Raw genomic sequence first — 14,275 nt, forward strand, 5'->3', positions numbered from 1 at the left:
CTTCCCTTGATATCAATCCGGCTCCACGCGGTTAGCGTCGGGCTTCGTCCTTAATTGACTGTCCGCGCAAGACTACCGGCCCCCTTCGGGGGATGCAACGGATAATGGATTCACGTCGGCGAAGGCTTCAGCGCGGCAACGCGGGGCATCTCACGGCCACCAGACTGGCGGGATCACCGGTCGGTGTCCGGATCAGGCCGGTGCCGTCGCTGGTCACCGCGCAGGCATGAAAACCCAGAGTAAGCCCGGACTTGATGACGGGCTTTGCTGTGACATCGAAAGCGAAGCGCCAACGCTCCCTCGCTGGAGAGCGGAACAGCCCCACAACACCGATTGCCTTCGCTTGTTCCGGAACGCGGGCTTCAATCAGATGATGAGCACCGGGCGTCAAGACGACTTCGCTGACGCTGATCAAATCATTGCGCAAAGCCCGAGCTTCGGCGTCATCATCGAGAAAATCCTGCAGCGATGCCTCGTAAAAACGTTGAGTGTCGCGCAAATGATAAATTCGTACCACCAGGGAGTAGGCCTGATAACCGGAGCCGGCATTCAGATTGTCGCCGCCGTAGAGGCGAACCGGAATGACGGTTTCCTTTGGGCCACCGGAGCCAAGTAACGCGCAGCCTTGCAGAGATATCAACAGCGCGGCCAGAAGAATATTTTTTGTGAACTGGTTCAAAAAAAAGAAAGAGCGAGGGACTTGGTGGCGCATCGTATCCATACGTAGAAAGTCCTGGTTATATCCTGAAAAAGACCGTGTTTTGGTGGTGTTCACTTTAGCAGTTTAGTGTCGGCCGGCCCAGTGCATCCATGACTATGGTACGGCGACAAACGACGGTGAAATCCGGCCTCGCTTGACAGGTCGGACATGCCCACTATACTCGGCCCAATTGGCCATGCCGTTGTTTTTCGTCACAAAGCTGACATTCATGCGCGTTAGCATGAATATGCATGAGTGGCTTCGAACGGCGGTAACCACCGATCGAGCGGGGATGCGTATCACGTTTGTGAAGATCGGAAGGCCTTTTGATGAGAGCAGGGATGACACGGAGTACGATGTCCAGGGACTGGATTAATACCTCATTTTTCTTTTCCCCTGAACCCACATCACTCAAGCGCTCCGGCGCTGACTCGCCGTTTTCCTGTCGCTCTTTGATTATGGTTCGTCCGTTTGCCGGTAAAGCAGGCACGGACGGAAAACATAACCTTAGAAGACATAAGAGATGGTATTGAACAGGGAACGCCTAATACGTCTTGTCACGGTGGCGATCATGCTTGCCACGCTGAGCGCTTGCAGCATGATGTCCGGTCGCAAGTCCGCGGAATATGGTGAGCAGATGGGGCGCGCCGAAGGCGCGTTGAGCAATGACAAGGTGGACGTCGCGCTGGTGTCGTTCGCCAACGCCGCCAAAGCAGACCCCACCCGCAAGGAACCCTGGGTTCGTATCGCCCAGATCCAGTTCGATCGTAATAACTACGCCCATGCCATTGTCGCCGCTGAAGAAGCGCTGCAGCGGGATGCCCGTGATCTGATCGCGGAAGGCATTCTGACTTTGAGCGGTTTGCGCATCGCCAGCCAGTCCTTGCAGCGCCTTGGTGAGCGGGATGCTCTGGGTTCCGAAACCGCGCGCCGCGAAGCGAGGGCGCTGGCGGATACGCTGAAAACCGCCATTGGTGAAGAGCCGGTGGTTGATGACGAGGAGGATAATCGCAGCGCCCGCGCCAGCCGCCCGGCGCCGCGCCCGAAACCCCGTGTCAGCGCGCCCCCCAAACCCAAGACAACGGTCAGCAAACGCAGCGCCAACGATCCGTTCAGTGGTATTGGCGGTGATTGAGTCCCGCCCCGTCGATTCAGCCAGGAGATAGCTCCATGTCCAAGAAGGATAGCACTCAAAAACGTCTTCAGAAGGTACGTCCGCCGCGAGTACAGCTCACCTATGACGTGGAGAAGGGCGATGCCATAGAACAGAAGGAATTGCCCTTTGTCGTTGGTGTACTGGGTGATTTCAGCGGCAATCCGGAAGAGCCGCAGCCTAAGGTCAAGGATCGCAAGTTCGTCAACGTGGATATGGATAATTTCGACGAAGTGATGGCAGGCATGGCGCCACGGGCGGTCTACCGGGTACCGAACAAGCTGACGGAAGAGGGCGGTGAGTTCGGGGTCGAGTTGAAGTTCAAGTCCATGGAAGATTTCCGTCCGGAAGCGGTGGTTGAACAGGTGGAACCACTGCGCCGTCTACTGGAGTCCCGCACCAAGTTGGCGGACCTGCGCAATAAACTGATCGGCAACGAAAAGCTGGAGGACCTGCTTTCCGACGTGCTGAAAAACACCGAGCAACTGAAGGCGCTGCGAGAAGACAGCGGCACCGACGACGATCAGGAGTGATGACCATGGGAAAAGAGGTGGCAAGCACTAACGAGGCGGGAGCGGTAACCGAAACCGAAGGTCTTCTCGACCAGATCGTCGAAGAGAGCCGGGTGGCGAAGTCCGATGAGGAGCATCGCCGGGCCAAGGATATCATCTCCGAACTGGCGAAAGAGGTTATGGAAGGCACCGTGGTGGTGTCCGACAACCTCAACATGACGCTGGATGCCCGTATCGCCGAACTGGATCGTCTGATCTCCGAGCAATTGAGCGCGGTAATGCACGCACCGGAATTTCAGGATCTAGAGAGTACCTGGCGCGGTCTGCACTATCTTTGCGAACATACCTCCACCGGCTCGATGATGAAGATCAAGGCGTTCAACGCCAAGAAACAGGATCTGATTCGCGACTTCAATTCCGCCATTGACTTTGATCAGAGTGCTCTGTTCAAGAAAGTCTATGAAGAGGAATTCGGCACCTTTGGTGGCGCCCCGTTCGGGACCCTGATCGGCGACTACGCCATTGGCCGACAGCCTCAGGATATGTATTTCGTGGAGCAGATGTCCCATGTGGCCGCGGCAGCCCATGCGCCGTTTATTACCGCGGCTTCGGAGGACATGCTGGGATTGGAAAGTTTCACCGATCTGGGCAAACCGCGGGATCTCGCCAAAGTATTCGACACGGTGGAATACGCCAAATGGCGCTCTTTCCGTGACGGAGAAGACAGCCGCTATGTGGGGCTGACGCTGCCGCGCTTTCTTGGCCGTTTGCCCTACAATCCGAAAGACGGCACCACCGTGGAAGGCTTCAATTTCGTGGAAGATGTGGATGGCGCGGATCACAGTAAATACCTGTGGTGTAACACCGCCTATGCCATGGCCACCCGACTGACCGCGGCATTCGAGGACTTTGGTTGGTGTGCGGCCATTCGTGGCGTCGAAGGCGGCGGTCTGGTGGAAGATCTGCCGACCCATACCTTCCGCACCGACGATGGTGAGGTGGCTCTCAAGTGCCCCACCGAAGTGGCGATTACCGATCGCCGTGAGAAGGAATTGAGCGATCTTGGTTTTATTCCTTTGGTGCATTGCAAGAACACGGACTATGCCGCCTTCTTCGGCGCTCAGTCAGCGCAGAAGCCGAAGAAGTACAACACCGACGCCGCCAATGCCAACGCCATTCTTTCCGCGCAGCTCCAATATATGTTCGCGGTATCCCGCATCGCCCACTATCTCAAGGCGATGATGAGAGAGAAGATCGGCAGCTTCGCCTCCGCCGGCAACGTGGAAGAATTTCTTAACCGCTGGATTTCCCAGTACGTGCTCCTTGACGACAACGCCACTCAGGAAGCCAAAGCCCAGTACCCGCTGCGCGAAGCATCCATCCAGGTCTCGGAAGTGCCCGGCAAGCCGGGCTCCTACAGGGCAGTCGCGTTCATCAGGCCGCATTTCCAACTTGATGAACTGTCTGTATCGCTGCGGCTGGTGGCGGAGCTCCCGGCTTCCGCCAAAAAGTCATAGCGATTTCACGGGGTCCGGCGTGGCGGGGTGCCGTTGCCGGACCGATTAATGAGTTGCCAAAGAAGGGGCAACGGAAATGGGCGGCATGGCGTCGTCTAGACCGCATGAAGGAAGGAACTTGACATGCAACATGCATTTTTAAACATCGATTCCATTAAAGGCGAATCCAATGATGATAAGCATCCAGGATGGATCGAGATTCAATCGTTTTCGCAGGACATCCTGCAACCGCGTGCTCCCACCGCGTCCAGCTCTGGTGGCCAAACCGCGGAGCGGGTGAGCTTCGGCCCGATCGAAGTGGTCAAATCCATCGACCTGTCCAGCACCGTGCTGTGCCAGGCTTGTGCCAACGGGACCACTTTTGCCAAGGCCGAGATCGATTTCATGCGTGCCGACAAGGACGGCAACGCCATCAACTACTACAAGGTCGAGCTCAAGAATGTCCTTGTACACCGGGTGACCACCACCATCGGTGAAGATGGCTTGCCCCAGGAAGTGGTACTGCTCAGCTTTGCCGCCATCCGCTGGACCTATAACCAGCAGAAACCGGAAGGCGGAATTGGTGGTAAGACCATGGGCCAGTGGAACCTCAACAAAAACGCTCCTCAATTCTGATGGGCGGTGGTGGCGTCCGGCCGGGCGCCACCGCACTTTTGGCCGCACCGAACCAGGGAGTGGGCGGTGAGACTGGCGCAATCCCGATAATGTCATGCAGTCAGGGCGAATAAGGGGATGAGCGTGAAACGATGGGATAAGGGACTGGAACCCAGCCTGCTCGACAAATTGTTTGATGACGCGCCGAAACAGCCGGGCGACCAGAATATCTTCAAAGCGTCTTCGTTGGGACAGTACAAGGAAACCGTGGCGAGAGACCTGGAAGGTCTGCTCAATAGCCGCATGGCGTTATCGGAAACCCTGTTCGATGCCTTTCCGCAATGCCGGAAATCCCTGATGGTTTATGGGTTGCGAGACTTTTCCGCCATGAGTTTGGTCAACGCCTATGACCGCGCGCTGATCTGCCGCTCTCTGGAGGACGCGATTTCCCGTCACGAGCCCCGGTTGCACGATGTCACCGTTACCCTGGATGAAGGCAATGCACCTGGTGGCGGACTCCACTTTACCATTCACGCCTTGCTGGATATCCGTCCCGCGCGGGAGCCTGTCAGCTTCGATGCGATGTTGCAGCCCTCGACGCTGCAGTACTCGGTGAGCGGATTCCGTCGTAACGCCAGAGTGTCCTGAACATGCGTGATCTGCTTCCTTATTACGAACGGGAACTCGGCTTTCTACGCCGGTATGGCAAGGAGTTCGCCGAGCGTTATCCCAAGATTGCCAGCCGTCTGCTGCTGTCGGCGGACGTCAGTGAAGACCCCCATGTGGAACGGCTGATCGAGTCGTTCGCATTATTGAGCGCGCGTATTTCAAAAAAGCTGGATGACGACTTCCCGGAATTCACCGATGCGCTGCTTGAAGTTCTGTATCCTCATTACCTGCGTCCATTCCCATCGTGCTCGATTGCCCGGTTTGATGTGGGGAATGCTCTGTCGACACTCAGCGAGCCACTACGCATTCCGCGCGGCACGGCGTTGCGTTCGCGGCCGGTACGAGGGGTAAATTGCCGCTTTCGCACCGCTTATGATGTCACGCTGGTGCCGATTGTTCTCACCGAGGCCACCTACCGCCCGGTAATGCGGGCCCCCATGGCGATGGGTGGCGTTGGCGCGGGGCAGGGGCAACTTTCTCTACGATTCGAGCTGGCCTCCACGCAATTGTCGTTCGCCACTCTTGGCGTTGATACCCTGAGACTGTTCACCGACGGCGAGCCTTCCTTCTGTGCCGCCCTTCGCGACGCGCTTGCCTATGGCATAGGCGCCACTTACGTGGAAGCGGATGACAGCGGGCGGTGGCTCGCGGTGGATCAGACACCGATACGGCAGGTTGGATTCGACGACGAGGAATCATTGATTGATTATCCGAGCCGCTCCCACCCGGCGTATCGTCTGCTGACTGAACTGTTTGCCTTTCCGGAAAAATTCGGTTTCTTCGACCTTGATATAAAAACATTGTCGTCCACGGCATCCGGTAGCTTCACCGTCCATTTCGCGTTGAATGCGCCACACACCGACGGTGAGCAGCAGCAGTTACTTGAAGGCCTCGGCAAGGACAATGTGCTTTTGGGATGTTCACCGGTGGTGAATCTGTTCCGGCAACGGGGTGAGCCGATCCACGTGCATGAACGCCAGGCCAGCTATCCGGTGGTGGCCGACGCCCGTAATGCCTTTGCTCACGAGATTTACTCCATCGACACGGTAAAGCGGGTGCGGCAGACGCCGTTGGGCGAGGATATCCAGACATTCCGCCCGTTCTATTCCCTGCATCATGGCGAGGATGCCGGTGGTGAGGGGCTTTACTGGACCGCCAGACGGGATGAGGAACTGGCCGAGCAGAGTCCCGGCTACGAAACCGAAATCACCTTCGTCGATCTGCGTTTCAACCCGACCGTGCCCAAGACGGATGTGGTGGGGCTGGACCTGACCTGCACCAACCGGGATCTGCCCAGCCACCTGGCCTACGGCGTCAGCGGTGGTGATCTGACCATGGAAACCGACACTTCGGTGAAAAGCATCACCATGTTGCGCAAGCCCTCGCGCCCGCGCCGTTTCATCGGCGGCAGAAACGCGCATTGGCGGTTGATCTCCCATTTATCCCTCAATCATCTTTCGATCGCTGGCAGCGGCCTGCCAGCGTTGAAAGAGATGCTGTCACTTTACGATCTGTCCTCGGCGGCGGTGGCTCGGCGCCAGATTGAAGGGTTGGTCGAAGTGCAGCACCGCCCGGTTACCAGCTGGTTACCGGGCCGGCCTTTCGCGGCGGTGGCAAGAGGCGTGGAAATCAATCTCACCATCGACGAGAGCAGTTTCGTCGGCACCGGGCTGTCGGCTTTCGTGGCTGCCCTGGACCGTTTCTTTGGTCTTTATGTCCATGCCAACAGCTTCACCCAGTTGAATATCCTTTCCCGCCAAAGCAATGAGGTACTGATTCAATGCCCTCCCCGAAGCGGCGAATCGACGCTGGTATAGCCCAGCAGTTGCTCAGTGAGCCTCACCGTTTTGGTTTTTTCCAGTCGGTGCGGATCATCGAGCAGCTGTTCAAGCGCCAAACGCGCAGTGCCGATGACGACGCGGTGGCCCGGCATATGCGCTTTGGCAGCAGCCTGTCTCTGGGCTTTCCGGCCAGTGAACTGGAGAAGCTGGAGGCCTGGTCGGAGGAGGGGGAGCGACTGGATCGGCCCGGGGCGGTGGATTACACCCTGACCATGGAAAAACTGGGCAAAGTCCAGATGACGCCAAGTTTCATGGGCCTGCTTGGCGTCAAGGGCGCCTTGCCCTGGCATTATGGTGAATGGCTGCATGAGCGGGAGATCTTTCAGCGAGACCGGGCCGCCCGCGCCTTTCTTGATATTTTTACCAACCGGGCGGTGGCGCTGCATTACGGGGCCTGGAAGAAGTACCGGCTGGCGATTCAGTATGAGCTGGATCAGCGAGAGCGCTTCTTGCCATTACTATTGTCGCTGGCCGGTGTGGGCGTACCCGGGCTGCGAGACCGGTTGAATGAGGCTCCGGGCGCGATTCCGGATCAGGCGGTGGCCTTCCATGCCGCCACGGTGGGGCAACGGCCGGTGGCAGCGGTGCAGATGCAGCGTTTGCTGACCGATTACTTCCAGGTGCCGGTCAAAGTAGAGCAGTTCGTCGGCGCCTGGTATGAGATTCCCGAGCAACAGCGTACCTGTCTGGGCGCAAGTAACGCCCGGCTGGGTGTCAGCGCCGTGGCCGGCGAGCGGGTCTGGCAACGGGATCTCAGGATGCGTTTGGTGGTAGGGCCGCTGGAGAAGGGAAGCTTTGATGCTTTCCTGCCCGGAGGCGAAGCCGCCCAGGCCTTGGAAAAATGGTTGACCATGCTGACCGGTGCCAGCCTCGAGTATGAAGTTCGCCTGGTGCTTAAAGCGGAAGAAATTAACGGATGCCTGCTGGGGGATCCGGAGCGGGGCGGGCGTCTTGGCTGGGACGGGTTCCTGTCCACACGCCAGGATGCCGGCATCCGCACGGATACGACTTACGGTATCCATACACTTCAATAAAGGACGCAACGATGACCGGCAAGGAGCGTAAGCCGCGCCATGAGCATTAACCTGAAAACACTGATCAGCAAACTCAACGACCGCTGCCGGCAGGCGGCGGAGAGAGCCGCCAGCCTGTGCATGGCCGCAGGGCACTATGAAGTCGACCTGGAACACCTGTTCGTGGCGTTGCTGGAGCAGCCTCGGAGCGATCTGGTTCTGGTGGCACGCCGTAGCGGCATAGCGCCGGATGCACTGGAACGAGACCTTCGCGTTGAAATGGAAAGACTGAAAACCGGTAATCAGCGCACCCCGGTGTTCTCTCCGCATCTGCCGACACTGTTCGAACATGCCTGGCTGCTGGCCTCGCTGGATTCCGGCACCACCCGTATCCGCAGCGGGCATCTATTGCTGGCGTTGTTGACGGAACCGGATCTGTCCCGCCTGGCGCAGCGCAGCTCCGCGTTATTTACCCGATTTGATCTGGAGCAGCTGAAGCACGACTTCGACAAAATGACGGAAGGGTCGGAGGAAGGGCATCGTGATGCACCTCTGACGGAATACGCGCCCAGTGAGGAAGGAGAGGACAAAGCGCTTGGCAAGACGCCGGCTCTGGATCAGTTCACCCAGAATCTCACCGACCGGGCTCGGGAAGGCGCTATTGATCCGGTTATCGGCCGTGATGGTGAGATCCGCCAGTTGGTGGACATTCTAATGCGCCGGCGTCAGAACAACCCGATCCTCACCGGTGAGGCCGGGGTGGGTAAGACGGCGGTGGTGGAAGGGCTGGCACTGCGCATCGCCGCCGACGATGTGCCGGAACCCTTGAAAGGCGTGGCGCTGCATGTGCTTGATATGGGCTTGTTGCAAGCCGGCGCCAGCGTCAAAGGCGAGTTCGAGAACCGGCTCAAGACGGTGATTGACGAGGTCAAGAAAAGCGCCCACCCGATCATCCTGTTCATCGATGAAGCCCATACCCTGATCGGTGCCGGCGGTCAGGCTGGCCAGAACGACGCCGCCAATCTGCTGAAGCCGGCACTGGCCCGCGGCGAGCTGCGTACCATCGCCGCCACCACCTGGAGCGAGTACAAGCGTTACTTCGAAAAAGACGCGGCGCTGGCCCGGCGCTTCCAGGTCGTGAAGGTAGACGAGCCCAGCGAGGCTCTGGCCGCGGCCATGCTGCGTGCCATGGTGCCGCTGATGGAGCAGCATTTTGGCGTGCGCATCCTCGACGAAGCCGTTACCGAGGCGGTGAGATTGTCGCACCGCTACATCAGCGGGCGGCAACTGCCGGACAAGGCGGTATCGGTGTTGGATACCGCCTGCGCCAAGGTGGCGCTGGGGCAGGGCGCCACCCCCGCCGCTATCGAGGACGCCGACAAGCATTTACAGCGCCTGGAGCAGGAAATCGCGGCTCTGTCCCGGGACGAACAGGCCGGGGCCTCCCATGGAGACCGCCTGGCGGATCTGCAAAGCGAGCGGGCGGAGACGCAGGACCGTATCGCTACCCTGAGGGAGCGCCTCGACCAGGAAGTGGCATTGGTACAGAGCATCCAGCGGCTACGGGACGGCCGGGAAGAAACGGCGGTCCCCGGCCAGGCCGATTCTGGCCACAGCATCCCGGAGCTGTTGTCCCGGCTGCGGGAAGTACAAGGTGACGCGCCCATGGTACCTCTGCAAGCCGACGGCTCGGTGGTGGCGGAGATCGTTTCCAACTGGACGGGTATCCCGCTGGGCCGCATGGTCAAGGATGAGATTGCGACGATTTCCAATCTGTCCGCCCTGTTGGCGGAGCGCGTTACCGGGCAACAACATGCGCTGGACGCCATCGCACAGCGAGTGCGTACCGCCACCGCCCGTTTGGAGGATCCGAACAAGCCCAGAGGTGTGTTTCTGTTCGTGGGCCCCTCCGGCGTGGGTAAAACCGAAACCGCGCTGGCATTGGCCGACATCCTCTACGGCGGCGAGCGCAAGCTGATCACCATCAATATGAGCGAGTACCAGGAAGCGCATACGGTTTCCGGCCTGAAAGGCTCGCCGCCCGGGTATGTAGGGTATGGCGAAGGCGGGGTGCTCACAGAAGCAGTGCGCCGCAATCCCTATAGTGTGGTGTTGCTGGACGAAGTGGAAAAAGCGCATCCGGATGTGCTGGAAATGTTCTTCCAGGTTTTCGACAAAGGGGTGATGGATGATGCCGAAGGGCGCGAAATCGATTTTCGCAACACCCTGATCATCCTCACTTCCAACGTGGGCTCGTCGCAAATCATGCAATCCTGTCTGAACCAGGAAGCTGACTCACTACCGGACCCGGACGCGCTCCATGATTTTCTGCGTCCAGCGCTCTACAAGGCTTTTAAACCCGCCTTTCTGGGGCGGCTCAAAGTAGTGCCGTACTATCCGATCAGCGATGACGTTCTGGCGCGTATCATCAAGATGAAACTGAACCGCATCGCACGGCGGGTAGCGGAGAACCATGGCGCCTTGTTCGAATGGGACGACGCCTTGGTTGAATCGGTGCTGGCCCGGTGCACCGAGGTGGACAGCGGTGCCCGCAATGTGGATCACATTCTCAACGGCACGCTTTTGCCGGAAATTGCCGAGTCCGTCCTCGCCGCCATGGCCGAGGGCGCTAAAATAGCCGGTATCCGGGTGACCGCGGATGATAACGGTGATTTTCAATACACGGTAACGCCGGAAGGGGTGCCGTCAACCGGAGCCGAGTCTCCACAAATCTTGTCCTTTCATCACAGGAGTGAATCATGAGCGTCTACGGAGTGGATCAGGAAAAAGCCATCACCAACTGCGACGCGGGCCCGAGCATCGGCCGGAAGAGACCGTTGGATGAGGTGCGCCGCTGGCATCGCGTGGCCCCGGGGCATGTGGTCGAGTTACTGGTGGAATCCCCCATCGAACAGCGCCATCAGGCGCGTCAGCTGCTCGGCATGATGGAGCATATGCCGTGGCGGATTCAGGCGCCGGCACAGGCTCAGGATCGGGCCGGGCGTCTGGTCAGCAACGTAAGACTGATCGTGTTGACGATCGCCGGCCGCAATCACCAGCTCCATTGTTCCGAGTCGCCTTCGCTTCAGTTGGAGCGGATCTCCGCGTAGCCGGGCGCTGATTGCGCTGCCTTACGCGGAGTGAAGCAACGGGAAAATCGATCAGGGACCGCTGACATGGATGTGATTGCCAGTCTGATGAGTGCGTTGTCCGCGCCGGGGCAGGGAGCCCGTTTATTGCAGCTCCACACTCCGCTGGGGCCGGACGTTCTGGTACCGGAGAATTGCCACGGCATCGAGGCGGTTTCCGGCGCCGGTGTCGACGCCGGCGCCGGCTTTCGTTTTGATATTACGGCACTGTCGGTGGATGCCCGCCTGCAAGCGGACGACTTGCTCGGGCAGCCGGTTCTGCTCACCTTGCTTACCGCGGACTCACGGACGGATCGCCGCCCTTTCCATGGCCATGTCACCCATTTCGAGTATCTGGAGAGCAACGGCGGACTGGCCCGATATGCGTTGGTGATCGAGCCGTGGACAGTGTTCCTGCAACAGTGGGTGGACAGTCATGTCTATCAGGACATGACTGTCATGGAAGCCCTCGACACCTTGTTCGGGCGACTGGCGGCCCGTGGCGGCGTGGTCGCGCCTCGCTGGCGATGGGACTTGGCGGACAACGCGCTTTACCTCCGGCACAGCCTCGCCGCGCAACTGGAGGAAGATGGTCTGGCGTTCATGACCCGGATCCTGTCGGAGCAGGGGCTGTTTTTCTGGTTCGAGCATCAGGGGAATATGCAGGGTGAGGAAGAAGGTCAGAGCACGCCCAAGGAGGCCGGCGAATTCCAGGTGCCGGGCAGCCATACACTGGTGATCGCCGATTATAACAGCGCTTTCTCGGATCTAGGCGGGATCCGTTATCACCGCAGTGATGTCACCGAGCAGGAAGACGCCATCCAGCAATGGCGGCCGGGACGCCGCGCCCATGCCGCTGGCGTCCGCAGGGCCACCTGGGATTACCGATCGCTGAAAACCCTATCCTCGCAACAAAGCAGCGCGGATATGGCCTGGTCACGGGCGGAGGATGACGACAGCCCCACGGCCTATGCCTGGCACAATCAGGCGGAAACTGAATGGCGCGGCCGTCGGCACATTGAAGTTCTGGAAGCGGCTGGGAAACGGGTGGAAGGAAATGGAACCTGGCGGCGGTTGCGTCCCGGCGGGCAATTCCAGCTTCACCTGCACCCCGGATACGCAGAGGATGCCACCTTTCTCTGCCTGGCGGCGACACACCATGCCCGCAACAATTTAAGCTCGGATCTGATGGCGCAAGCCGATCAGCGGTTCGAGATGCCACGGCCTGGCTTTCCTGATGTGCCAGAGCCTCTCGGCGACGGCGCCTTACCGTCTCTGGATAGCGCTCCAGAGTCTGATTTTTATCGCAACGGTTTCGTTGCTCTACAAGTGGATACGCCGTTTCGTCCCATGGATACCACGTCACGCCATGGGCAGTCCCGGATCCGTGGCCGGGGCCTGCACAGTGCGGTGGTAACCGCGGACAATACACCGGTGCACACCGACCGTGATCATCGCATCAAGATGCAATACCCCTGGCAACGGGGCGAAGGCGCCAGTAGTGGGGAATCCCATCCTGAAAGCGGCATCGACAACGCTCCGGCCAGCGCGGGCGCCTGGACCTGGGTGCGCACGCTGACGCCATGGGCTGGCGAGGATTGGGGCGGTGTCGCCGTGCCCCGAACCGGGCAGGAAAGTCTCACCCTGTTTTTGGAAGGCCAGCCGGAAAGGCCCGTTGCCATCGGTACCGTTTTCAACGGTCAGGGCAACGACGAAGCCCAGCATAATCAGGTGGGTGGCGGTCACGCCCGGGCCACCGGTAATGCCGCCCCCTGGTTCAATGGCAACGATCATAAAGCGGTCTACACCGGTCTGAAGAGCCAGGCACTCTCCGCCAGCCAGCAAGGTAACAGCGGCCACCAATGGATACTGATGGACAGTAGCGAGGGGCAGTCCCGTGCCGAAGCCGGCAGCACCCAACATCAGAGCCGTTTGAGCCTGGGCCACCTGAAAGGCGGGAAAGACAACCTGCGGCAAGGAGAAAGAGGTTTTGGCGCCGACTTGAGCACCGTATCCAGCGGCGCCCTTCGGGCTGGACAAGGTGTCCTGCTCAGCACGGAGGCGGGGCAATGGCAAATGAGCACCGATGGCGCCCAGGCGCGGCTGCAGGGTAATGCGGACCTGCTGAAAACCCTCAATGACGCCGCACGCAACCAGAACGCCGGGCAGACAGGCGAAGCCGACGAATTGCCTTCCCAGCAATCATTGAGCCACGTATTAACCACGCTGAAAGACACCCGTTCCGGCTCCGGAGGGGAGCAGGGCGGTGCCGGCTCACCGCCCGGCTGGTCCCGCCCGCTGATCGTCGCCACCAGCCCGGATGGGCTGGCCAGCATTACCCAGCAGGCACAGACCTGGGTAGCGGGTACCACCACCACGCTGGTCAGCGGCGCGGACATCAACTGGATGAGCAAGAGCCGCACGGTAATGACCGTGAGCGGCGGGCTGAGCCTCTACAACAACGGCGCCGCGCCGGCCAGCGGCAAACCCAACCAGGAAAGCGGAATTCAACTGCACGCCGCCCAAGGCAAAGTCAGCGCCCGGGCCCCGAAACAGCCCTTGACCCTCGCCGCCGCCCAGGACGTCGCCCTGGCCAGCACCAACAGCCAGGCCATCCTGGCCGCCCCCAACCAACCCCTCCTGCTCGCCTCCGGCGGCGCCTACCTCAAACTCGATGGCGGCAACATCGAGCTGGGGGCGCCTGGCGGCGTGCATCTGCAGGCGGCGATGAAACAGTTTGTCGGGCCGGCGAGCGCGTCGGCGCAGGCGCAGACGTCGAGTGGCGGTGATCTTGACATCTGTGATGTCAACCTGGAAGACGCGGACAGGAGTGGAAGCTGGACTGTCGCACTTGGTGCAATGGGCGCCGGAGCAGAACAGAAGGTGGGAGCCTACGACGAGGCGTTTCAGTTAACTGACCAGCAAACAGGCGAACCTCTGGTGAAGGTGCATTACCGTATCGTCAGGGCAGATGGCACGACTGAAGAGGGGACGACCAATGAACAGGGAATGACCCATGTCGTAAATACAGACGTGCCGGAAGAACTGATCATTGAAATTGAAGATCTCGAGGCTTGAATAATTTAATAACGAGTCAGGGCATGGATCAATCTTGGGCTCTAGCCCTGGAGGGATCGCTAATGAGAAG

The 14,275-nt window shown here is 59.6% G+C and carries 11 protein-coding genes; 10 read left to right on the forward strand and 1 reads right to left on the reverse strand.

Features of this window, described 5'->3' with window-relative positions:
- Window positions 1-127: 127 nt before the first annotated feature.
- Entirely contained in the window at window positions 128-721 is a 594-nt protein-coding gene (tssJ, locus tag CRO06_RS03390; RefSeq protein WP_244902760.1) for a type VI secretion system lipoprotein TssJ, read from the reverse strand.
- Between the two features lie 550 nt (window positions 722-1,271).
- On the opposite strand from tssJ, the gene CRO06_RS03400 reads away from it, so the two are divergent.
- The 10 genes from CRO06_RS03400 to CRO06_RS03445 all read left to right on the forward strand — a co-directional run bounded on the left by CRO06_RS03400 (window position 1,272) and on the right by CRO06_RS03445 (window position 14,205).
- Window positions 1,272-1,835 (forward strand): tetratricopeptide repeat protein, encoded by a 564-nt coding sequence (locus CRO06_RS03400; protein ID WP_022995901.1) that lies wholly within the window; start codon window positions 1,272-1,274, stop codon window positions 1,833-1,835.
- 35 nt (window positions 1,836-1,870) lie between these two features.
- Window positions 1,871-2,386 (forward strand): type VI secretion system contractile sheath small subunit, encoded by a 516-nt coding sequence (gene tssB / locus CRO06_RS03405; protein WP_097057733.1) that lies wholly within the window; start codon window positions 1,871-1,873, stop codon window positions 2,384-2,386.
- Between the two features lie 5 nt (window positions 2,387-2,391).
- Window positions 2,392-3,882 carry a type VI secretion system contractile sheath large subunit gene (gene tssC / locus CRO06_RS03410; protein ID WP_026949327.1) on the forward strand — a complete coding sequence of 497 codons (1,491 nt, stop codon included), beginning with the start codon at window positions 2,392-2,394 and terminating at the stop codon, window positions 3,880-3,882.
- Window positions 3,883-4,005: 123 nt separating this feature from the next.
- Window positions 4,006-4,497, forward strand: coding sequence for an Hcp family type VI secretion system effector (locus CRO06_RS03415; protein ID WP_022995904.1), 492 nt, complete (start codon window positions 4,006-4,008; stop codon window positions 4,495-4,497).
- Between the two features lie 117 nt (window positions 4,498-4,614).
- Window positions 4,615-5,124: a type VI secretion system baseplate subunit TssE gene (tssE, locus tag CRO06_RS03420; RefSeq protein ID WP_014994541.1), complete on the forward strand. Its 510-nt coding sequence runs from the start codon at window positions 4,615-4,617 to the stop codon at window positions 5,122-5,124.
- Window positions 5,125-5,126: 2 nt separating this feature from the next.
- Entirely contained in the window at window positions 5,127-6,962 is a 1,836-nt protein-coding gene (gene tssF / locus CRO06_RS03425) for a type VI secretion system baseplate subunit TssF (protein ID WP_063139590.1), read from the forward strand.
- On the forward strand, window positions 6,926-8,020 hold the full coding sequence (gene tssG / locus CRO06_RS03430) for a type VI secretion system baseplate subunit TssG (RefSeq protein ID WP_063139589.1): 1,095 nt from the start codon (window positions 6,926-6,928) through the stop codon (window positions 8,018-8,020). The genes tssF and tssG overlap by 37 nt, the downstream gene beginning before the upstream one ends.
- A gap of 39 nt (window positions 8,021-8,059) precedes the next feature.
- Entirely contained in the window at window positions 8,060-10,762 is a 2,703-nt protein-coding gene (gene tssH, locus CRO06_RS03435; RefSeq protein ID WP_097057734.1) for a type VI secretion system ATPase TssH, read from the forward strand.
- The gene (locus CRO06_RS03440) at window positions 10,759-11,109 is read left to right on the forward strand and encodes a hypothetical protein (protein WP_022995909.1); all 351 of its coding nucleotides are present in this window, start codon (window positions 10,759-10,761) and stop codon (window positions 11,107-11,109) included. The genes tssH and CRO06_RS03440 overlap by 4 nt, the downstream gene beginning before the upstream one ends.
- A gap of 66 nt (window positions 11,110-11,175) precedes the next feature.
- A complete protein-coding gene (locus CRO06_RS03445; RefSeq protein WP_097057735.1) occupies window positions 11,176-14,205 on the forward strand; it encodes a type VI secretion system Vgr family protein in 3,030 nt (1,009 codons plus the stop codon).
- The last annotated feature ends 70 nt before the right edge of the window (window positions 14,206-14,275 follow it).

The sequence above is a fragment of the Alloalcanivorax xenomutans genome (genome assembly GCF_900217905.1).
In the GTDB taxonomy this organism is placed as follows: domain Bacteria; phylum Pseudomonadota; class Gammaproteobacteria; order Pseudomonadales; family Alcanivoracaceae; genus Alloalcanivorax; species Alloalcanivorax xenomutans.